The organism is Mesorhizobium qingshengii (assembly GCF_027563465.1).
Lineage (GTDB): Bacteria > Pseudomonadota > Alphaproteobacteria > Rhizobiales > Rhizobiaceae > Mesorhizobium > Mesorhizobium qingshengii_A.
Genome location: NZ_JAPFQA010000001.1, coordinates 131738 through 153185 on the forward strand (window position 1 = coordinate 131738; position 21448 = coordinate 153185).

13 protein-coding genes are annotated in these 21448 nt (G+C 62.4%); 4 read left to right on the forward strand and 9 right to left on the reverse strand.

All coding sequences use genetic code 11. The features are described from left to right. Positions 1–374: 374 nt before the first annotated feature. Positions 375–1475: an OmpA family protein gene (locus OOJ09_RS00615; RefSeq protein ID WP_269903330.1), complete on the forward strand. Its 1101-nt coding sequence runs from the start codon at positions 375–377 to the stop codon at positions 1473–1475. A 7-nt stretch (positions 1476–1482) separates the two neighbouring features. Continuing rightward, a complete protein-coding gene (locus OOJ09_RS00620; protein ID WP_269903331.1) occupies positions 1483–2727 on the forward strand; it encodes a caspase family protein in 1245 nt (414 codons plus the stop codon). Between the two features lie 45 nt (positions 2728–2772). On the opposite strand, the gene OOJ09_RS00625 is transcribed toward OOJ09_RS00620, so the two are convergent. Beyond that, positions 2773–3351 (reverse strand): DUF6931 family protein, encoded by a 579-nt coding sequence (locus tag OOJ09_RS00625; RefSeq protein ID WP_269904033.1) that lies wholly within the window; start codon positions 3349–3351, stop codon positions 2773–2775. 182 nt (positions 3352–3533) lie between these two features. Here OOJ09_RS00625 and OOJ09_RS00630 point away from each other — a divergent pair, with 182 nt between their 5' ends. Further along, positions 3534–4070, forward strand: coding sequence for an OmpA family protein (locus OOJ09_RS00630; RefSeq protein WP_269904034.1), 537 nt, complete (start codon positions 3534–3536; stop codon positions 4068–4070). A gap of 138 nt (positions 4071–4208) precedes the next feature. Here the strand turns inward: OOJ09_RS00630 and OOJ09_RS00635 are convergent, their stop codons facing one another. The 8 genes from OOJ09_RS00635 to tagH all read right to left on the reverse strand — a co-directional run bounded on the left by OOJ09_RS00635 (position 4209) and on the right by tagH (position 18857). Beyond that, positions 4209–5837: a caspase family protein gene (locus OOJ09_RS00635; RefSeq protein WP_269903332.1), complete on the reverse strand. Its 1629-nt coding sequence runs from the start codon at positions 5835–5837 to the stop codon at positions 4209–4211. Positions 5838–6050: 213 nt separating this feature from the next. Continuing rightward, complete coding sequence (locus OOJ09_RS00640) at positions 6051–8399, reverse strand: M23 family metallopeptidase (RefSeq protein WP_269903333.1); 2349 nt, start codon at positions 8397–8399, stop codon at positions 6051–6053. Beyond that, positions 8396–8806 carry a DUF1036 domain-containing protein gene (locus OOJ09_RS00645; RefSeq protein ID WP_167365241.1) on the reverse strand — a complete coding sequence of 137 codons (411 nt, stop codon included), beginning with the start codon at positions 8804–8806 and terminating at the stop codon, positions 8396–8398. Before OOJ09_RS00645 ends, OOJ09_RS00640 begins: the two co-directional genes overlap by 4 nt. A gap of 108 nt (positions 8807–8914) precedes the next feature. After that, a complete protein-coding gene (locus OOJ09_RS00650) occupies positions 8915–11497 on the reverse strand; it encodes a serine/threonine-protein kinase (RefSeq protein ID WP_269903334.1) in 2583 nt (860 codons plus the stop codon). A 5-nt stretch (positions 11498–11502) separates the two neighbouring features. Further along, entirely contained in the window at positions 11503–12276 is a 774-nt protein-coding gene (locus OOJ09_RS00655; RefSeq protein WP_269903335.1) for a PP2C family protein-serine/threonine phosphatase, read from the reverse strand. Positions 12277–12435: 159 nt separating this feature from the next. Further along, on the reverse strand, positions 12436–15987 hold the full coding sequence (gene tssM / locus OOJ09_RS00660; protein WP_269903336.1) for a type VI secretion system membrane subunit TssM: 3552 nt from the start codon (positions 15985–15987) through the stop codon (positions 12436–12438). 22 nt (positions 15988–16009) lie between these two features. Continuing rightward, a complete protein-coding gene (gene tssL, locus OOJ09_RS00665; protein ID WP_269903337.1) occupies positions 16010–17506 on the reverse strand; it encodes a type VI secretion system protein TssL, long form in 1497 nt (498 codons plus the stop codon). A 295-nt stretch (positions 17507–17801) separates the two neighbouring features. After that, a complete protein-coding gene (gene tagH, locus OOJ09_RS00670) occupies positions 17802–18857 on the reverse strand; it encodes a type VI secretion system-associated FHA domain protein TagH (RefSeq protein WP_269903338.1) in 1056 nt (351 codons plus the stop codon). A 262-nt stretch (positions 18858–19119) separates the two neighbouring features. On the opposite strand from tagH, the gene tssI reads away from it, so the two are divergent. Continuing rightward, positions 19120–21447: a type VI secretion system tip protein VgrG gene (gene tssI, locus OOJ09_RS00675; protein ID WP_269903339.1), complete on the forward strand. Its 2328-nt coding sequence runs from the start codon at positions 19120–19122 to the stop codon at positions 21445–21447. The last annotated feature ends 1 nt before the right edge of the window (position 21448 follow it).

Sequence of the window (21448 nt, forward strand, 5' to 3'; positions counted from 1 at the left end):
TTGTTACCTAAACCTGAGCCGACGCCGGTGGCGACGAAGCCTTCGCCGAAGATTGTTCGAACGACGACCGGGTCAAAGGTTTACAAACCCAAGAAAGTTGCCGCCAGGAAAGTGATCAAGCCTGCTGAGGTCGAACCGCCACCGCCTGTGGTCGCTCCCCTGGGTGGCAACGGCGGAGGCGGAGGCGGCTGGTGATGAGCATCGATAGCAGTCGGCTGTATGCCGGCGCACAGCTGAGCTGAGTTCAGTACCTTTTCAAAATACCGCCAGAGGAGAATTTCACGCTTTCGCGACCGGTCGGCGTGCCTGCTCGCCAAGCAGCCGCAAGTGCTCTATGCTCCCGCCTGGTGTCGTGTCCTGGGCAGGGGCGTTCCATGTTCGAAGTCGTCGCATTCTGGTGGAAAACACGGTCTGGAGGCATCACCGCAAAGGCTCCTGGCCTGATCGTCGCGTTGTTGCTGTGGCTCGGATCGCAAGCCGCCGGCGCCGCGCCGAACTGGACGCTCGATCCCACCGCTTCGGTGCTCACCTACCAGTCGGTCAAGAAGAACACGATCGTCGAAACCAACAAGATCAGGAACATCGCCGGCACCCTCAGTTCGGCGGGTGATGCCAAGGTCACCTTCGACCTCAATTCGGTCGATACCGGCGTCGATCTGCGCAATGTCCGCATGCGCTTCCTGTTCTTCGAGACCTTCAAGTACCCGACGGCCGAGCTGACGGCGAAGGTGGATCCCGCCGCATTCGCCGATCTCGCGACAAAGCGCCGGGTGAAGGCAACCTTGCCTTTCCGTCTCAATCTGCACGGCGTCGACAAGGACCTCGAGGCCAGCATCGTCGTCACCATGATCAGCGACAACATGGTGTCGGTCGCCTCGGAGGCCCCGGTCGCTGTCCATGTCGAGGACTTCGGCCTGCTGCCGAACGTCGACAAGCTGCAGCAGGCGGCCAATGTCACCAACATCGTGCCCACCGCGTCGGTGTCGTTCGACTTCGTCTTCACCGCCGACGGCAGCAAGCCGGCCGCCACGCAGACCGCCGCGGCGAGTTCGGCCGAGGTGGGCCCGGTCGCCACCGATGCCGCGAAGGCGAATTTCAGTGACGAGGAGTGCCTGAACAGGTTCGCCGTGCTCTCGCGCACCGGCGCCATTTATTTCCGGCCGGCAAGCGCGCGGCTCGATACCCAAAGCCGCCCGCTGCTTGCGGAGGTCGTCGGTGTCGTGAGCAAGTGTCCTGGCCTGAAGGTCGAGGTTTCCGGCCACACTGATTCCGATGGGTCGCCTGTCGAGAACAAGCGTTTGTCGGAGCGGAGGGCCCAGGCGGTTGCCGACGCCATTGTTGCCGCGGGCATTCCTCGCACGCAGATCACGGCGACCGGCTACGGCGAGGAGCGGCCGGTTGCCGCCAACGACACGCCGAAGAACAAGGCGCTCAATCGGCGGATCGAGTTTTCCGCCAGCAAGCTCGTGAACTGAGGTTCCGGTGAGGTCCCATCTGATCGCCCGTTGCGGTGGCCTCTTTCGCGCCGCCGGCCTTGCGGCGCTCGCCTTGCTTCTGACTTTGACGATGGCCAATGCGGAGCGCCGCGTCGCGCTTGTCCTCGGCAACTCGCAGTACCAGCACGCGCCGCCGCTCACCAATCCGGTGCGCGACGCCCAGGCCATGGCTGAACGCTTGAAGAAGCTCGACTTCGAGGTCGTTTCCGGCTTCGACCAGACCAAATTGCAGACGCAGGCAACGATTGCCCAGTTCGCAAAACAGGTGCGCGGAGCCGACGTGGCGCTGTTCTTCTACGCCGGCCACGGCTTGCAGGTTTCGGGCAAGAACTATCTGCTTCCGGTCGACGCCGCGCTTGAGGATGAGACCTCCCTCGACTTCGAGGCCGTGTCGGTTGATTTCGTTTTGCGCCAGATGTCGCGGGAGACCAGCATAAGGCTGGTGTTTCTCGACGCTTGCCGCGACAATCCCCTCGCCGAGGTGCTGGCCAAGACCGCGGGCGTCAACGGTGCAAGCAGCGGCCTTGCCGAGATCCCGATAGAGAATGGTGGCGCCGGCACGCTCGTCGCCTTCGCCGCCAGCCCCAATCAACTCGCCTATGACGGGTCGGGCGAACATTCGCCTTTCACCGCGGCGCTGCTCCAGCACATCGGCGAATCCAACGTCTCCATCACCGAGGCGATGAACAGGGTGACCAGCGACGTCTTCAAGGCAACCGCTGGCAAGCAGCGTCCCTGGATCAACGTCTCGCTGACCACGGAGGTCGTCCTGCACAGGATCGATCTCAACGCGCCATTGATCGTGGGCGAGGCGAGTCCACTTCCGGCCGAAGGCGCCTCCGACGCGCGCAACACCGGCGCGGCAGGCGCATCAGGCCAAGGTGACGACCAGCTGGCGCTCGATGTGCTGCGCCAGAAGATCCCCAGGCTGGCGTCGGACGCTCCGATCTTTTTCGACCATCCGATCGATTTCGGCGATCCGGCAATCGACGGCAAGAGCATCGCCCAGCTGATCAAGAGCAAGCCCCTCTTCAGTCCGGTGGAGGGATTGGACAAGTCGGTGTGGGAGGGCAAGCACTGCGACGGCTGCCATGAATGGAACGAGGCCCGGCTGTGCGATCAGGCGAAGAATTTCGCCGCCAACGATGTCTCTGTCCTGCGCCTGCAACATCCGCTTGGAACACGCTTCAAGGTGGCGCTCGCCAAATGGGCCCAGGGTGGCTGCAAGTAGGGCAGGAAGGTGAGGACATCCATCCGGTTCTGCCGGGATGGAGGTTTAATACGCATCCGCTGATTGGCGCAGCGCCTCCATCTCGGCCATCTGGATGCCCATCTTGACAAATGCTGAAAGAACGGCAAAGCGGTCCGCGAGCGCGACACGCGCCAGCCCGGCCAGAACACCGGCATTGACCGCATGGGCGGCGGGAAATGGCTGCAAGGCCGATACCGTCGTCGCGGCCATGGCCGACCCATTGTCACGCCACCCCGCGGCCAGCGCAATCCAGCCGACCGGCGTTGTCGGCGGCGTCGTGGCTGCCGTGCTGACTGCCGCCCGATGGCGTGGGCTGTCCTGTTCCCCCACCCAGTCGCGAACAAGCGCGAGCAACTCGTGATCGGTCCCATCGAGCAACTCGCTCAGATGGCTCAGGCATTCATGCGCCCACCAGACCGCGGCCCGATCGGGAAGCAGGTAGGCACAGAACGTGATCGCCTCCTCGGGAACGCGCCCGGCGAGGAGGTCGCGGCAAAACGCGATCGAGTGCTGTTCGGTTGGAGGGGTTCTCATGTCCCGGGCAACAGCGGGACAAGCCATGAAAAGATCCCGTGCCGTTTTGAATCGGAGCCCATTGGCCATGATCGCCACGCTTTCATCGAGGAGCTTTGGCCACTGAAGCCTTAGGCGCGGCGCGGGTCAAGTCTCAACCGGCGACACGGCAACAACTGCCGGCACCGCCGTATCCCCGAGCGTTTATCGACATACAATTGCCTCGGAATTTGGTAGCATGGAAACCAGATGCTCAAACAGGAGGAGCCGCTATGCAGTGGGGCAGTTCAGCCTTTGTGTTGGCGGTCGTGTTTTTCTCGACCCACGCTTCCGCCGACCCTGTCCAGAAATCAGAAGACATCGTGAAGTTCTTTACCGGCGCCGCCGATCTCGGCAAGTCGCGAGGAATTTGTGTCGGCACCGAGGAGGAGTGCAAAAGCAAGACCAAGGCAAAAGACGCGCCGGCAGAAAAATCCAGCCTCGACATGCTGATCAATTTCGGGCTGGATTCGGCCGAGCTCGACACCACTGCGCGGGCTGAACTCGACGAGTTCGCCAAGGCGCTTAAGGACAGCCGGCTGAGCACGTTCAACTTCGTCGTCGAAGGCTACACCGACGCCACCGGCACGGTGCACTACAACGAAGGCCTGTCGCAACGGCGGGCGCAATCGGTGGCAGCCTTCCTGACGGCCAGCGGTATCGAGGCCGCCCGCATCAACGCGATCGGCATGGGCGAAAAGAATCCGCGCAGCCCCAACCCGTACGATCCTTTGAACCGCCGCGTGGAAATGCGGATAAAGACGCAATAGCTTGGGTTGACGCATGCCGCCCAAAAACCGCGCAGCGGTTGTGGGTCAGGGCGCCCAACGCAGTCCTTGCCACGAGCGTCGCAATGACGGCGTTTCCAGGTAGGGTTCCGGCCGAACAGGCCTGCAAACACGGACCTGTCAGTTCTTGAGCACGCCGCCGACAGCCACACCGGTGCCGAAGATCAGCGCCTTGGTGAGGAAGTCGTTGTTGTCCTGGGGCGGCGGCGGATCATCCTGCCGCACCACGGTCTCGCGGTTGCGCCGCTTCTGAACGACCTGCTGTTGTTTGCGGGGTCTCTGCGCCGCCGGCCTCTGCGTGCGGACTGTCTGCGCCACCTGCTTTTTCGGCTGCGTCGCGCGGGCTTGATCGGCGGCGTATCTGGCGCGCACGGCGTCCATCATCGGATCTGTCTGGATCACCAGGAATGCCAGTTGTTCGCGCGTCAGATAGGTGGTCTGCGGCAGGCCGTTCTTCACTTGCCAGATACCGATCGCCTGCCGGGTCTGCGGGCCTATGTTTCCATCGATGCGCCCAAGCTCGTTGCCCAACGCCTCGATGCGCAATTGCAGGTCGACGCGGCCCTGACGATCGAGGCCGATGGCACTTTCCGTCAACGCGGTGCCCGGCGTTTGCTTCATCTCGTCCGGAACACCGACCGAGGTGCGCACGGCGGAGCCGGAACTGGCGTTCGCCTGGTCCGTGTCGAGTGCCGCGACCTGCCGGTTCTGGGCTTTCGGGTCGTTCAATTCGTCGATGTTCAGTCGCGCCACGGTGGCGAAGCGACCGTTCGGAAACTGGTCGAGATAGGCCTCGTAGAACGGAATCGAATTGCGCTTCGAAGCCTCATCCCAAAGGCGTTGCTCGACTTCCCAGGAAGGAGGATCACTGGCAACCGGCGCAGGAGCGGATGGTGCGGCCGCGTTCGATGCGTCGGCCACGGGTTTTGCAACAGGCGGCGCCGCCGCGGCGGGTTTTCCCAGGAAGACCTCGCGTCCCAGCGATGCGTTGTGCCAGGGCCTCTGGCGACCTTGCGTGGTTTCGGTCACTTCGCCGCGCACGCGCGTCAGCGCGCTCTGGATTTCGACGCCGGGTTCGGTCAGATGCCTGGCGAGCGCCGTCGAGTAAGGACTGTCGACCCCGTTGCCGTCGAAAGCGATGGCGCCCGGATCCGTTGCATAGGCAATCAGGAGGCCGCCGGTTCCGACGCCGTCCGATTTCGCTTCGACCGGCGCCAGGCCGGTGCCCAACGAGGTGGAGCGGCTCTTCGGCAGCGAGGCGGCCAGCGTTCTTGCCAGCGGATTGTCGCGGCAGGCATCGAGGATGATGACGCCAACCGCCGGGTCGGGCGGCAAAGCAGCCATGAAGTCATCGATCTGGATGGTGCGGGTCTTGAGATAGGCCGGCGACGTCAATTCGGCATCGACCGGTATCAGGTAGTTCTTGCCGTCGACCTGCATGCCGTGACCGGCATAGAAAATGACCGCGAGGTCCGCGTCGTAGGATTGCTCGGTAAACCGGCTGATGAGGCTGTGCATGCCTGCATTGTCCTGATCGACCCCCTCGATCACCTCGAACCCGGCATTGCGCAGCGTCGATGCGATGAGGTGGGCATCGTTGGCGGGGTTGGGCAAGGTAACCGCATGGACGTATTTGCTGTTGCCGATGACCAGCGCGACGCGCTTTGTGTCAGACCCGGCAGCCTCGGCGCCGAGCGCGGCAAGGAAAAGCAGGATAATCCCGCTCAGAAAGACGGCGAACGCTTTCATGGACCAGCCCTCCGCCCACCAGGGCGCACTATTGATGTCTGCGCATGCTAAATTTCGTCAGCGACAAAGTCGCTTGTGCCAAAAATGGCTCCTGGGCGTATGTGATCTTGACCACAGTCTTGGTTCACAAAGGGCCCGAAAAAACTTGGCGATGGTAACACCTGGCGGCAGGAACACCAATGGTCCGAGAGACCGATGCCGCGACGGGCAGGTTCAAATCGTATTCTGAATCGAGCTTATGAGGGCCGTGACGGCCTGCTTGTATTTTTCGAACTCCGGCGATGTCTGGTGGATCTCCGTGGTCGTCGCCTGCGGGCTGGCGTCGGTGGCCACACGGGTCAGCTTTTGCCCCATCTTCCTTTCGGCCCAGTCCACCACATAGCTGGCTGTCTTGCCGGTGAGAAACGGGTTGGCCTGGATGACGGCCGACCCCAGCACGGCGCTCAATTGCGCCGAACCTGGCGCCGACAGCACCTGGTGCGCGCCTTCCATTCCCAGGAAATGACAGAGATAGAGCCGGCCGGCCGTGATCTGGTGACCGCGCGCCCGAAGATAGGCCTCGCCTTCGCGCGCGAGATTGCGCACCATCTCACGCGAAATCGTGGCGTCGTAGCGCAGAGCCAAGAGGTCGGCGGTCGACAGCGTGCGCGCGAGTTCCGGACGATAGGTATTCATCATCCGGATCCAGGTCTTCGTTATGAACTGGCCGGCGCCGGTCGCCGAGGAATTCGGGTTCTTGGCGCGGGCGCTGCCGCCGCTTTCGACATGAACGATCCGCTCGGTCAGCGTTTCAACGGCGACATCGCCGGAATTGCCGGTATCGTAGGCGGCGACCGTGGTGACCGTCCCCAGCGGATCGATCGCCTCGCCATTCTGGTAGAGCTCGAAATGCAGGTGCGGGCCGGTCGAAAGCCCGGTGGTGCCGATATAGCCAATGACGTCGCCGGCCTTCACCTTGGTGCCGACGCCGCTCGCAATGGCGAATTTTTGCATATGCGCGTAGCGCGTCTCGCGCCCGTTCGCATGCGAGATCTTCACCAGATTGCCATAGCTGCCGCCATCGCCCTGGAAACTGATCTCGCCGTCGAAGGCCGCCTCGACCGGCGTGCCGACAGGGGCTGCCCAATCGACACCCTTGTGGATACGAACGACGCCGAGGATCGGGTGCTTGCGCGGGCCGAAGGTCGAGGTCATGACCCCGTTCACCGGCGTGACCATGCCGTTGGCGACAGTCAGCGAGCGCACCTCGTCATTGCCTGTGACGCAGGCGAACTGGCCGTCGCTCTGCTGGAAGACGAAACACTCGAGGCTCTTTTCGGTGCCCTGGACGCCCACATACAGCACCCGCCCGGCACCCTCGTCCTTGCCGCGCGGCGTCTGCGAATAGATCAGCACAAGACGCTGGTCCTCGCTAGCAAAGGCGTCCAGATCCTGCCCTCTCGAGAGATACATGATCGCTTCGCCGATCACACCGGTCGGAACATTGTTGCGTGCCGCCGTCGAATAGATCGCGTCGAGCAGACGATATTGCCTTTTGTGCGTGCCTTCCGCCTGTGCGCCCGAATAGTTGAACAGATCCTCGCGGACCCAGGGATCGACACCCGACACGAACGCGCCCGCCGCGTTGCGCGTCAGCGTGCCGACAAACACGTTCTTGGCGTAGATCGAAACCTGCATGAGGGACATCGTGGTCGTCTCGCGCGTCGGCCGGTATCCGCGCATCGCAACGACATAACCTGCTTCCAGACCGTCCCGGTTGAAGAGCGCCTTCAGGGCTTCACCGGCCAGCTTGGCATCCTCCGCGGAGAAATGCGCATCGAGCGCAACGCTGTCCAAACTTCGGTCGTTGAGGATCTTCACGAACGTGTCTTCGGTCGCCTCGAACCGCTGATACTCATTCGTGACGACCGCGACACTCGTGTTGTTTTCGATCTGGGTCTTCTGGAAGGCGGGAAGGGCTGCATCGCCTGCATCGATTGTCTCACCCCAGCCGGCTTCGGGATTGTCGGCGTCCGCCTTTGGGCCCGAAGCCGCTGCGGGTTCCCCGGCGGCCGGCGGCGGCTGAAGATCGTTCTGCAAATCGCCGGACGGCGCGGCGGCGGTCTTTCGTTGCGCCTGGAAGAATGCGAAGTCCTCCTGCGTCGACGGTATCGTCGTCATGAATTTTTCGCTGGCGCTAAGCATAACGTCGGACAGGATTTCGATCTGGGGCGAAACTCCGGCCTGGTCGAGTTCCGCCGGGCGCGGGATTTCGCGGCCTTTGGTTGCGGCGCCGGCATCAGGTGCAAGCGTGATCCACATCGGGTCCCCGGCCAGGTCGATGATGGCGGGCACATAGACGGATGCATCGGCCGGCACATCGTCCACTCCTTCGACCGCGTGCAACTCCTCGTTTTCATCGCCGAACGACCAATAGTCCGCGGTGAGGTAGAAACCGGCGGCGATGGAAAGCAGGACAATCACGGCGAGACCGGCAAGGAGCCTGCGCCAAAGCGTGCGCCTGCGAAGGGCAGCGCGCGCCTGCTTTTTCTGCTTGAAGCTCGTGTCGATGCTGTGCGTCACGGATTGCTTCCGGTCAGGAAGAAGGTCCACCGCACCTGTTCAAGCGTATCGACTTCGAGAAATTGCGCCGCGATATGGCCGCGCTGCCAGCATTCGTCGATGCCGCGGATCGAGAAACGTCGCCGCTCGATGCACATTTCGGTGGATCCGGTGAGGATCGCGTGGCCGAAAACGTCCGTCGCATAGATGTAGATGTAGCGGTTCGTCAGTTCCTCGCGGATGACGTTCACGCACTGATTTGCGCCGATGGTCCACCAGCCGTCGGTCTGGTCCGCATTGTCGACCCTCTGGCCGACGGCGAGGTTGACGACGTCGAGTGTCTGGTTGCAAACCGTGAATTCGGCGCGCGCTTCGCCGGACGTCAGCACGGCCAGCAGGGCGGCGCCCGCCATGACCGCAAGCTTCATGCGGCCCGTCAGGGCAGGCAGGGCTCGAACCGGATCACGCTGCCTTGTGGGCAGGTCGGCGGACGAGTGGGGCAAACACGCGCGGCGGAGTTCCATCGGGCGCCCATGCTACCCGCCGAGCCGGAAATACTTGGCCGTGGCTGAGAACTGGGATCCGTCGGTCTCGATCTCCTCGAGTATTTTGGGCAGCAGCACCGAGGCTGGCGTGGGGGTGGAGAACGCGGCCGCCTGAATATCCTGGGGGCCCGTGATCACCATTATGATCTGCGGCACGGCCTTGCCAGTGGCCTTGTCGGCGGCGCCAAGACCAATCGGGATGCTGAAGGTGGCCTTGTCCGATTGTGCGACGATGCGGTCGTCGAGATTGAACACCATGCCTTTGTGATCGATCAGCAGCACGCTGGAAATGAGCCCGCCACGCGTCACCAGCGTGCCGCTGATCGGCGTACCGTTCGGCACCGATGTCCGGTCGAGGACAAGCTGCGGCTTGTCGGCCGCGGTCTGCCCCAGAAAGCGCAGGAAGTTGGTGACCTCGCATTGGCTTGGCTCGATGAGGCGGACACTGATGTCCGGCTCGACATGGAATTTTGCTTGGAAGTCGCCCAGCATGCGCTCGAATGGTTGGACCGCCGTTCCAAATCCTTCGATCGCGGCGGCCTTGTCGGTTGCCGACGTCATGGTCGCATAGAAGCAGTCGCCGCCGCCGAAGTCGCGGACCCAGGAGACCCGTTGCGCGATGTCGTCGACGACCGGGGGAATCTCTGGTTTGGGCACGTTCAACGCGACGACGGGTTGGTCCGGTTGTTTGGCTGCCGGTGACACGGCCTTTTGGCTCTCGGCGTTCGCGACATCCGTCTGGCTTGCAGCGGGTTTGGGTGCCGGCACGGCCGCCTTGGGCGCCGCAGGCTGGCTGATCTGTGGTTGTGGTTCGGGTTTTTGGCTGTCCACAACCACTGGCTGGGCCGGCGGCGGCGTTGAGGCCTTCCCGGCGGCTGGCGGGGCTGGAGCGGCCGTCTCAGGCGCCGGAGCCGATTTGGCCACCGTGTCCGGCTGGATTGCCGGCGATGCCTTTTCGGGTGGCTGCGCGTCGGTTGCGGATGGCTTCGGCGGTTCCTTGGTTTGCGGAAGGACTGGGGGCTTCGCCGGCTCCGGCGCTTGCACTGCCTTGGCATCTGCCTGGCTTCCAGCCGGGGGCGCGCTCGCCTCTGTTTGCGGTTGCGCTTCCGTTGCCGGCGGCTTCGGGGGTTCCTTGGCCTGCGAAGGGACTTCGGCGGGCTTGGCCGGCTGTTGCTTTTGAGCCGCCGCGGCATCTGGCTGATTGTCGGCTGGCGGCGCGACGGCTTCCGTTTTCGGCTGTGCGGGTGGAACTGCCTTTGCCGGCTCAGGGACGTTCGCGAGATTGCCCGTGGGAGCCGGCTTCGACGTTTCCGGTGCAGACTTTGAGGGTTCCGGCGCGGAAAGCGATATCTTGCCGGCAGTCGGCGTCGCAGGCGTCATGAAGCCGCTCAGATAAAGGCCGGCACCTGAGGCGACAGCCAGCGTCGCCAAAGCAGCGATCGCGATGGTTCGGGCCTTTGTGGGTTTTCCAGGCGCATCCGCCGTGACCGCGCGGGGAGGGACGGCGACGGGCGAAGGCCGCGGTTCGGACAAATGCGCGGGCCGCACATGCTGGACGAAGCGTTGCCCACCTGGACCCGTTGCTGTTGCGGCATCGTGCCCTTCGACACTGGATGGCTGCGTCTGGATCCTGGAATCAGGCGCAAGCGTTTCCCCGGTTCGCGGCAAAGCCGGCCGTTCGCGGGGTGTCCTGGATGTCGGCGGCGTTGTTGCTTCGTCCTCGTCACGCGTCATCCTGGCGATTTCCGCCATGCTGACCGGCCGGTCTCGCGGATCCGGTTGCAGCATGGCTTCAACAATGCCACGAAAATCATCGTCGATGCCGGAGAGATCAGGCACGGTCCGGCGCTTTTCGATGATCTCGTACTGTGACCCGCTCATGTCGATCGGCTTCCCGCGCAGAGCGGCAGCCAGCACCAGCCCAAGGCTGTAGATGTCGGACTGTTCACTGACGTCGCCGCTGTACAGCCCGAGCTGTTCGGGTGAAACGTAGTTGTACTTTCCCGCGAACTTTCCGCCGATCAGCGTCTCCCCGCCTACGGTCGCCGATCGCGCGATACCGAAATCGATGATCTTTGCGCGGTCGACCCGGCCTCCTGGCAGGATGATGTTGTCCGGCGAGAGGTCGCGATGGATTGCTCCCGCCTGATGCACGGCGCTCAGGCCGGACGCGAGGCGATGGCACAGCTTGCGCACCTCTTCCGTCGGCATCGGGCCGCGCCGCATGATGTCGAACAGCGACTCGCCGTCGACGAATTCCATGGCAAGGTAGGGACGGCCGATCCCGGGATCGATCGTGAAGACGTGGTATCGCACGACCGCGTCGTGCGACAGGTGGTTGAGGATCGAGGCCTCCTTGCGGAACAAGGACAAGATCGTCTGGTCACGGGCAAACTCGGGCAGCACGATCTTGATCGCGACGTGGTCGCCGGTCTGGATGTTGTGGCCACGGTAGACCTCGCCCATGCCGCCGAATGCGATCCGCTCGTCAAGTTCGTAGATGCCACTGAGCTGCGTGCCTACGGCGGTGTTGGCCACATGCGGCGATATTCGCGTCTTGTCGTCGGCGCTCATCAGCCTCAGCCCTCCGCTCTGGACAGATCGGGGTGGACCGATCGTCCATTGCGCCCGTCTACGATCTTCACCAGCACAATGGTGACATTGTCTGTTCCGCCCCGCGCCAGCACTGTTTCCAGGAGATTTTCACACGCTGCCTGAGGCGTTGCCGACACCACCGCCGCCTCGATCTCCGCATCGGTGACATGCGCCGTCAGCCCATCGGTACTCAACACAAAAATGTCTCCCGGCATGAGTTCGCCTTGCTGGAAGTCGATGACGAATTCGTCGCTGACGCCGACCGCATGCGTGATGACGTTGCGGCGCGGCCAGGTGAGCGCTTCGGCCGCGCTGATCATGCCTCGATCGAGGAGTTCCTGCACTTCGGTGTGGTCTTTCGAGATCTGCGAGATCGAGGCGTTGCGGATCAGATAGACCCGGCTGTCTCCCGCCCACAGGCAGGCAAACCGTCCGTCCATAGCCAACAGGGCGGCGACGGTGGAGCCGATGGTTATGCCGCGTGACTCGGATATCCTGCGGATCTCGGCATTGGCCCGGCTCAGCCTGTCCTCGAAACGCGCCCGCAGATCCGGAGCGGAACTTGCGATGCCGATCGTCGCCAGATGGTCGACAATGCTGGCTGAGGCGACTTCTCCGGCGTCATGCCCGCCCATTCCGTCGGCCACCACCCAAAGGCCGGTTCGTGGCTCGACCAGATAGTTGTCTTCATTGTGCTCGCGGACACAGCCTTTGTGGCTCACTCCGAAGCTCTCAAAGGGAAGGGCGACATCGTTCAATTTGCCACCAAGCGCTTCTCAAGCGCCCTCTGCGGCGCACCGCCGCGCGCCCGCTCGAGCCACTTTGCCACAGGCTCGAACATTAGAGTATCGAAATCAGGGTCTGGGCGCCTGGGGCCTGCGGATAGCCTCATCAGACGGAAAAGCTCGCGGGTCATCTCAAAATGCCTTCGGACAGCTGAAGCCGGAAAGCGCCGGGAGGGAGAAGGGGCTGGGGCTGGAACCGGTCTGGATCGTGTAGGTAACGTCGCGTCCGCCGATCAGGAAGCGCGCGGTCACATTGCTGTCGCTGCTGGTGATGGTCGCCTTGTCGAGCAGCCGCTTCAGCGCCCACGGCCCTTCGAACCTGATGGTGGATTCGCGGCCAGGCATCTCCGGCGTCAAGCTCAGACTGGCGGACCCCGAGGACGTGCCGCTCGGCCAGGTCACGGTGCTTGGCGCGTTGCCCGCCTGGTTGCTCTGGACGGTCTGACCATCGACATCGAGCACCGCCGCATCGGCATCGCCATGCAGTGAGAACGGTGTGATGGTGAGGCTGACCGAGGGCACCGAACCACCCGATGGAAAGAAGGCGTTGCGGATTTCCGCCGCCAGCTGGAAGTCTTTCAAGGTCGATTTCGACAAGTCGCGTCCAAAGCGCGCATCCTGTTTCCAGCTCCAGTCCTGGCCGGTCATATCGATCAGCGATGCGAGATTTTGTGCGAAGAACCGGTCCATCAGTCCGCCCGGAGCGAACAATTTCCCGAAATCCGCCATCGCGATATCCTCGGTGCCATTGCCGGCGAAAGGATAACGGCCGTTGACCGCCGCCTCGCAAGGAGCAGTGACCGCCTGGTCAAGCATCTGGTTCAAATTCGCCACCGAAGTTTCGGTGACGTTGCCTTCGAACTCGTCCGCCGTCGCATTGACCATTCTGGCCAGTTGCTTGGGCAGGCGCGAGACGTTGGCGCGAAGGGTGGCTATCTGGAGCTGCAGATTTGCGTTGACGCGTTCAGTCTGCGAAGGCACGTCCGTCGCCAGCTGCAGGCTCTGGTAGATGTCGCGGAAATTCTGGGTCAAGGCATCGATCGGACGGTGCCCGGCGGGACCGTTCACCAGAGCCTGGAACGACCTGAACTGCGCTTCGATGTTGGCCCCGGGATTCTGGTTCTGTGAGCTTGCGGACCCTGTGCCGGCTCGGCTTTGCGACTTTCCAGTGGCAGTTTGAATGCCGATGCGAGCCAGCCCCCTGGCCATGTTCGCGGCGTCCTGTGATTGGCTTTGACCCGCTCCCGCTTCCGCCCCGGTGCCGGAAGCGGGGTCTCGCGTCAGAGCCGTCTCGCTGGCGATCGCCGTGAACAGCTGTTCGATCGGCGAGGTTGGCGCGGCGGCGGCGGAAAGCGCGATGTAGTGCGGCTTGTCCGTCAGCATCGCTTTGAATTTCAGCTGGTCGAGAACGCTGTTCCACGCCGTTGCGAACTCCTTCCCATAGCGATCGAGAAGTTCGGGACCGAGCTTGAGCAACGCCTGATCGATGCCGCCTTGCTCGCCGCCGCCGCCGAGGACCCACTGGTCGTCGACGAGCGTCTGCGCAATGCGCGAGAGTTGTCCGAGATAGAAGTTATTGAAGCCGGCATAGGTGTAGATGCCGGGAACACGAAGGCCCGACAGATCGCCGCCATCGACACGCTCGAACAGCAGTTGCGCTTCCGGGCCGCCTTTCAGCGAAACGGAAAAATCGTCCAGTGCCGCCGCGTATGCGGCAGATTTGATCAATGCGGAGGCACGGTCGGCAAGGCTCATGCGCCCGAGCGAGCGTTGAGCGGCTTCGACAAGCGGCTGGTTCAGCTCAAAGACCGGATCATAGGCGTCGTCCAAGGCAAGCATGGCGCGCAGGTGCTTTTCGAGTTGTTCCCGTCCTTCGCGGTTGTTCTCGCCTGGATACCGGTTCTGCTCCCAATCCTGCTTCATCCAGGAAACGATCAACGCGTCGTCGACTTTTGGCGCCTTGCCACCAAGCATCAGATAGATTTTCAATGGTTCGTAGAGCGCGACGGGATCAGCCATCCTGGCCTGGATCGTCCGCTCGGCCTGGATCAGCAGGCGCGATCGGAACATTCGTTCCAGCGCTTGCCGATAGGCCGTCCTGGATGCCGAAAGAAGTCTCTCCCGCTGACTGAGGCCGAACGTCTCCTCGATCGGTGTCGGCAAGTCGCTGGTCTCGAACCCGGCCGGCAGATCGCGCAACTGGTCGAGCGGGCCAATGACGTTTTCGAGGTCGACATCGGTGACCTCGCTGCTTTCGAGCAGCGCGCCCGCCGTCTCGCGATACTGGCCCATGGCCTGCGTGGTGGAGGCGATCAGCGACCTGTTGGTCGTGAAGCTCAGCGCCAGGGTGCCCAGGGCCGCCGCGGCGATCAACGCGATGGCGCAGAGCCCCCCAAATCTGGCGATCGCCGCACGTCTTGCAGCCGATTTGTCGTACGAAACCCATCCGGATTCAGCAAAGATGACGCCCGTCAACAGATCATGCAAAAAGAAACTCTTGCCGGTTCCGGAAAGATGGGCGCTGGTATTGCTGCCGAAGCTGCGGCCGATCGCGCCCAACACCTGATCGATTGGCGTTCCCTCTTGCGTCCCTGACGAGAAATAGAGTCCACGCAGGCTGACATTCACCTGGCTGCGGGTCGGATCGAACAGGCTGGCGATAAAATTCGTAACTCGGCCCTTCAGCGCGCCAAACTGCGCCGGAAAGCCAAAGACGGATATGCGCGCGACCGGATCAGCCTCTTCCTGAAGGCGGTCAGGCATTTCCTCCACCAGGCGTCTTGCCAGCGCATCGAATTCGGCAGGGGCCTCGGCGGCCATGTTCTTGTTGCGATCCGTGGTCTGGAATGTCGCGCCCCAGACCTTGCGCCGGCGTGGCTCGTCGAAACCGCCGAAATAATCCATGAACCCGGAAACGAGATCGGCCTTGGTGAAAAGCAGGTACACCGGGAACTGGATTTTCAGCGTCTCGTGGATTTCCCGCAGGCGACTGCGTATCTCGACGACGTGGGCGTCAAGCTGCTGATCGTCGAGGCCGATGAGATCGGCAAGGCTGATGGCAAGGATGACGCCGTTTATCGGTTGGCGGGTGCGGTATCTCTTGAGCAGCGACAAGAAGGCGAGCCAGCTCTTCTTGTCGCTTTCAGCATTGGAATCCTGCGTCGTGTAACGTCCGGCGGTGTCGATCAGCACGGCCTCGTCGGTGAACCACCAGTCGCAGGAGCGTGTTCCGCCAACGCCAGCCACAGGTTGGGCGTCCCCCGAACCGGCCAGCGGAAAATTCAGACCCGAATTGACCAGTGCCGTTGTCTTGCCTGCGCCTGGCGGACCGATGACGATGTACCACGGTATCTCATAGAGAAAGTTGCGCTTGCCGCTCGACCGCTTGAGCGCAGCGATGGCCTCGTTCATGCGGGCTTCGAGCACCCGCGAGTCATCATCCCGGTCGTCGGTGTGCGCAACGACAGTTTCGAGCTCTTTTTGTGCCTTTCTCGCTTGCCAGAAACGCAGCCCGTAGAAGAGCGCCAGCGTCGACACGATGACGCCAATGATTGTCGCGCGCAGCCAGACAGGTCCGAGAGGACGGGTGTCGGCGAAGCGAACCAACGGTCCCGCAAACCACACTGCCGCCGCGAAACCGGCCAGCGCGGTCACGCTGAATATCCGCAGCGGCCAACGCGTCATGGGCGCTTCCAACAGGCCGTGCTCACAATGTCTCCTCCCTGGGGATCATCACATCGACACGGCGGTTCCTGGCGCGGCCCTCTGGCGTCGCATTGTCGGCGATCGGTTCGTCCTCGCCCTTGCCATCGACCGTCAGTCGCGAGGGATCGCTGAATTTGGGTGCCATCAACGCTTCGACAGCCTTCGCCCTGGCGACGGAAAGATCGAAGTTGGACTTGAACGGGCTCGATTTTCGCGGCTTCACATTGTCCGTATGGCCGACGATCCTGATTGGTCCGCGCTCGGGTTCCAGGGCTGCGGCTATATCAGCGGCAATGGGCTGGAATTCCGGCTTCGCCTCGGCCTTGCCGGACTGGAACAGCAGGAGATTGTTGATTTCCACCACGATGAAGTCGCCTTTCGTGCCGATGGTCAGCCCGCCGCCTTCGACGTCCTTGGCCAGTGCCGAGCGGATGCGATCGATCTGCGTGGTTGTGGCGGCAGGTGGGGCGACTTTCGCCGGCTCGGCCAACGGCGCTACGCTGGCGTGCTCGATAGCGACTGGTGTCGATGGGTTGAGTGCCAGCAATTCACCGGCGGTGGCGTCGCCTTCATTGGTGATGAGGACCCGCAATGCGAAGAACGCGGCTGTCAGCAGTGCCGACGCCGCAGCTGCAACGACCCAGAGTGGCAGGCGGGCCGACGACCGCGCCATGGTCGCCGCCAGGCCCTGCCAATGCGGCGAGATGTCTTCGCCGGCACGCGCCCTGAAGTAGCGAAGCGTCTCGTAGACGTCGCGTCGAACGCGTTCGAGATTGGTGTCTTCGCGCGTCACGCCCCGGTACTGGCCCTCGAAACCCAGCGACAGGCAGGCATGCATCAGTTCGAGCAGATCGTAGTGCGCCTCCGGGCTGGCCAGTACCTTGTTCAGCGCTTCGAAGAAGCCTGTGCCGCTGGGCTCGATGTGAAAGAACTGCGACAGCATGCTGTGCCGCGCCCAGTCGTTCTTTTGTGGCCAAGGCAGGTTGCCGATGAGATCGTCGGCGGTTTCGCAGACGGCAAATTTTGCGATCCGCGCATCCTCTTCGGGAACGACTGACTTCTCCATTGTCCTGTCGAACTTCTCAATCGCGTCGGCGACATGTTCCGCCAGTGGCTCCGCCTGTCTTTCGACCGGCATAAGCCTGAGTTGCCCGAACAGCATCAGCAAAGGTGCCGCCGCGGCGAGGATCGGGTTTGCCGCGGAGTATTTGACGCTGTCCGTGGCGCTGAGCAGGAGCGCCTGCTCGATGGCTGGCGTCGGCGCGCCGGAGGGAGAGCCGGCTCCCGTCCCCGCTCCTTGATAAATCACGGTTCCGGATGTCCAGCCCGGCGGCCGCCCGACACCAGGATCGAACACCGTTGAATCCTTGACCTGAAAGGATTGACCCCGGTCCGCGACAGGTGGCTGAGGAACTGGCGGCGATTTTCGTTCGCGCCGTGGATTTGCGCGAATGACGGTCTTGCCCGCCGGACCGAAGGGATCGTCCTTCGAACTCATCGCCGATCATCCGTGCGGGCGGTGTGCCCGCGATTGGACGAGACACGCGCAAAACGGTTTGTGGTCAGGCGAAGGAACTGCAGGCTCTGCCGACCGTGGCAGTTTCCGGAGGAAGGTTGGCCAGAAAACGCTTTCCCGCCGTAACATGACATTTGCCGCAGACCCCCAGGTCAATGAGCCTTACCCGCTTGGCGAACTGTCGTATGTGATCGTAATCTCAGAAATTGTCGATTGGAACCGGATGCCGGGGTCGAGGAGACTTTTCTTCGCCGGCTGCCGTGCCACCTTGGATCGTCTATTTTTGCTTGTCGGCTTTGGCGTAGGCCTCGCTGAAATAGGCAAGGAATATGTCCAGCATGCCGTTTTCGTGCGCCTCCTCCATGGTCCGCCATGTCGCGACATAGGCGTCCCAGGCCTGGCTCTTCTTCGACGTAAACGACGTAGGCGGGAGTTTCCTTCCGATGGCCTCGGGCGACAGGTCGTCAAGCAGCCGCGATAGCGCAGCTTGCATGGCCGCATAGGTGGCGAACTCATGCGTCTTGAGATCGCGGAATGCATCCTCGATACTGCGCCTGGCATCAAGATAGCCGGTCCTGCGACGGGCGAACATGATTTCGAGGATGTCGTCGGTTCCTGGAACGAACTTCAGGGGATTGTTGTCCGCGGAGCTGATCATCGTTCGTTGTGTGCTCTTGGCCAACATCTTCGCGGCCGCGCGTGCTTTCAGCAGCAAGGCCAGTTCCTCGACCACCGTCCGCAGGACCGCGCCGATTTCGGCAGCGGCTTCATGCGGGTCGCGCGATTGAAGCAATTCCGGCGAAATGCCGGCCCCGATCGCTATCTCCCGCAGCACTTCGTCTCTGGTCGAGGGGAGAGCCGCGGGTTGCGACGGGAACGTCGACGCTGGAAGGCGCTGCCCGGACCGTTGCCCTGCCGGAGCGAAGAACGGCTCGTCGGCGAATTCGAGCGGCCGGCCTGTCGCGGCCGGCATTTCTCTTTGTGTCGAACCGTGGCTTGGGTGACCTGTCGCGGCGCGCTCGTCATCAATCGATACGAAGATGACATAGCGGCCGATCAGTACCCGGTCGCCGTGACCCAGCCGATGTGGACCGGTCATGCGCTGGCTCGATCCGTTAATGTAGGTTCCGTTGCGGGAGACATCGTGCAACCAAAACGTGCCTGCCTCGTATCGAACCTCGCAATGCCGGCCGGAGATGAACTTGTCCGGGTCCGGCAAGGTCCAGTCACAAGCGTCGCGACCGATTTCGAAGCCGCGATCACGCGCCGCGTAGCCGGTCGGGAAGCCTGCGGGCACGGAGTCGATATTGTTGATTTGCAGACTGAGGTACATCCAAGATCGCCGTCGAACGCCGGTTGATACTGCGCCATTCTAGCAGCTTGCGCGTGCAACAGGACAGAAGCGTTTCAAGCCGACCCCTCGACGAGGCAAGGTTCTGTCGCTGCCCGTCCTCTTTGGCCGGCAGGAAAACATGTGGTAGGCTCAACATGGCCTGGTGTGGCGGATCCGAAAAGTTCCTGAGCGTGATTTTGTTAATATAGCGGGAACTTCAAATCAACCACGTTGGCGGCCGCGTCCAGGAGGGGCACGACCCATGCCGAACGAACGTGCCACGGTTGTGCAGACACCGGTTGGCGGCGAGCTGTTGACCTTCACGCATCTTGTCGGGCGCGACGAGATTAGCCGTTGCTTGGCCTATACGGTCGGGTTCGTCAGCCCCAACTCCGACATCGATCCGCTGAAGATGCTGGGGGGTGTCGTTTCGGTCGAAGGTGAATCCGATCCGAAACGGTGGTTCAGCGGCCTGGTGTCCGAGTTTCGCCTGACCCGCATCGAAGACCGGCTGGCCTACTACGAAGCGGTCGTCAGGCCGTGGCTCTGGTTCCTCGGCAATGCGACCGATTGCCGGATCTTTCAAAACATGACTGCTGTCGAGATCGTCGAAAAGATCTTCTCGAAATACGGAACGGCGAAATTCGAGAAGCGGCTGCAAGGGTCGTACCCCTCTCGCGAATACTGCGTGCAGTACGACGAGAGCGATCTGGATTTCGTGCAGCGCCTGCTCGAGCACGAAGGCATTTTCTATTTCTTCGAGCATGACGAGGGCAAGCACACGCTCGTGCTCTGCGACGCGATGAGCAAGCTGAAGCCGGCGCCGGGCTACGAGAAGGTGCCTTATAATTTCGAGGGACACGGCTCGCGGCGCGACGTCGAATACATCACTGAATGGATCCCAGGCAGTTCGGTGCGGCCGGGGGCTTATGCCCACACCGACTATGATTTCCAGAAGCCGGGCGCCGATCTGATGGCGAAGTCCGCCCAGCCGTTCGGCCACAAGGAAGCCTCCGGCGAGAATTATCGCCAGCCCGGGGCGCATCTTGATGTGGGGCGCGGCGACGCCCTTGCCGGTATCCGGCGCGAGGAACTCCAGGCCGTGCACCAGCGCATCACGGCCGTCGGAACCGTGCGCGGTCTCCATTCCGGTTGTACCTTCAAGCTGGAAAGCTTTCCGCGCGATGACCAGAACCAGGAGTATCTGGTGGTCAGCGCCGAATACAGGTTGTTCGATCCGGGCTACAGGACCCAGAACGAAGCCCACAGCGAGAATTTCAAGGTCGTGCTGGGTGTCGCGCCGACCACCTTGCCCTATCGCCCTCCGCGGATCACGGCGCGGCCGATCATGCGGGGGCCGCAGACGGCGACGGTGGTCGGCCCTTCAGGCGAGGAGATATTCACCGACAAATATGCCCGGGTGAAGGTGCAGTTCCACTGGGACCGCCTGGGCAAGAAGAACGAAAACAGTTCCTGCTTCGTCCGTGTGTCACAGACCTGGGCCGGCAGTGGCTGGGGCTTCATCCAGATACCGCGTATTGGCCAGGAGGTGATCGTCGACTTCATCGAAGGCGACCCTGATCTGCCGATCATCACCGGCAGGGTCTACAATGCCTCGCAGATGCCGCCCTATGGGCTGCCGGCCAACGCCACGCAATCCGGCTGGAAGTCGAATTCCTCGAAAGGCGGCGGCGGTTACAACGAGCTGATGTTCGAGGACAAGGCCGGCTCCGAGCTGGTCAATTTCCAGGCGCAGAAGGATCACCATCTGCTGATCAAGCACGACCGCAATAAGACGGTTCAACATGACCAGTCCGACCGCATCGACCACGACGCCAAGCACTCCGTCGGCCACAACCTCGACGAGGACGTCGGCAACAACAAAACGGTCAAGGTCGGCGTCAATCAAACCACCAACATCGGCAGCAACGACACCGAAACCGTGGGCGCGAACCGCTCGCTGACCGTCCAGGCCAACGAGACGATCCATGTCGTTTCGAATTCGACGGAAAACATCGACGCCAACCATTCGCAGACGGTGGGACTCACTCAGACAGTCACGGTGGGTGTCGCACGCGTCGATACGGTGGGCGCAGCCGAAGCGCGAACGGTTGGGGCCTCGCAGACAAACACCATCGGCGCGACGCGATCGGTGAGTGTGGGGATCAGTCAAAGCCACAATATCGGCGCCGGCGACTCGTGGACCATCGGTGCGGGACAAGACATCAGCATCGGCGCCGGACAGACAGTTGCGATCGCCGCGTCACAGGCGACGGATGTCGGCGCCTCTCGCTCCACCAACATCGCGTCCAACGATGCCACCGACATTGGTGGCGGCCATATGCTCAAAATAGCCAAGGGCAGCAAGATCGACGTCGGCGAGAGCGGCGTTATCGATGTTGGCAAGAACTTCACGCTCGACGCCAAGGAGAGCATCACGCTGAAAACGGGCAGCGCGCAGATCGTGATGAAGAAGGATGGGACGATCATCATCGAGGGCAAGGATATTACCGTGAAGGGCTCCGGCAAGATCAACATCAAGGCCTCGAGTGACGTGATCATCAAAGGCTCGAAGATCAACGAGAATTGAG

Excerpts from the sequence above, each read along its gene's own strand:
- OOJ09_RS00615 (WP_269903330.1), top strand. The coding sequence starts at position 375 with ATGTTCGAAGTCGTCGCATTCTGGTGGAAAACACGGTCTGGAGGCATC.
- OOJ09_RS00625 (WP_269904033.1), bottom strand. The coding sequence starts at position 3,351 with ATGGCCAATGGGCTCCGATTCAAAACGGCACGGGATCTTTTCATGGCT.
- OOJ09_RS00630 (WP_269904034.1), top strand. The coding sequence starts at position 3,534 with ATGCAGTGGGGCAGTTCAGCCTTTGTGTTGGCGGTCGTGTTTTTCTCG.
- OOJ09_RS00635 (WP_269903332.1), bottom strand. The coding sequence starts at position 5,837 with ATGAAAGCGTTCGCCGTCTTTCTGAGCGGGATTATCCTGCTTTTCCTT.
- OOJ09_RS00645 (WP_167365241.1), bottom strand. The coding sequence starts at position 8,806 with ATGAAGCTTGCGGTCATGGCGGGCGCCGCCCTGCTGGCCGTGCTGACG.
- OOJ09_RS00650 (WP_269903334.1), bottom strand. The coding sequence starts at position 11,497 with ATGAGCGCCGACGACAAGACGCGAATATCGCCGCATGTGGCCAACACC.
- tssM (WP_269903336.1), bottom strand. The coding sequence starts at position 15,987 with ATGACGCGTTGGCCGCTGCGGATATTCAGCGTGACCGCGCTGGCCGGT.
- tssL (WP_269903337.1), bottom strand. The coding sequence starts at position 17,506 with ATGAGTTCGAAGGACGATCCCTTCGGTCCGGCGGGCAAGACCGTCATT.
- tagH (WP_269903338.1), bottom strand. The coding sequence starts at position 18,857 with ATGTACCTCAGTCTGCAAATCAACAATATCGACTCCGTGCCCGCAGGC.
- tssI (WP_269903339.1), top strand. The coding sequence starts at position 19,120 with ATGCCGAACGAACGTGCCACGGTTGTGCAGACACCGGTTGGCGGCGAG.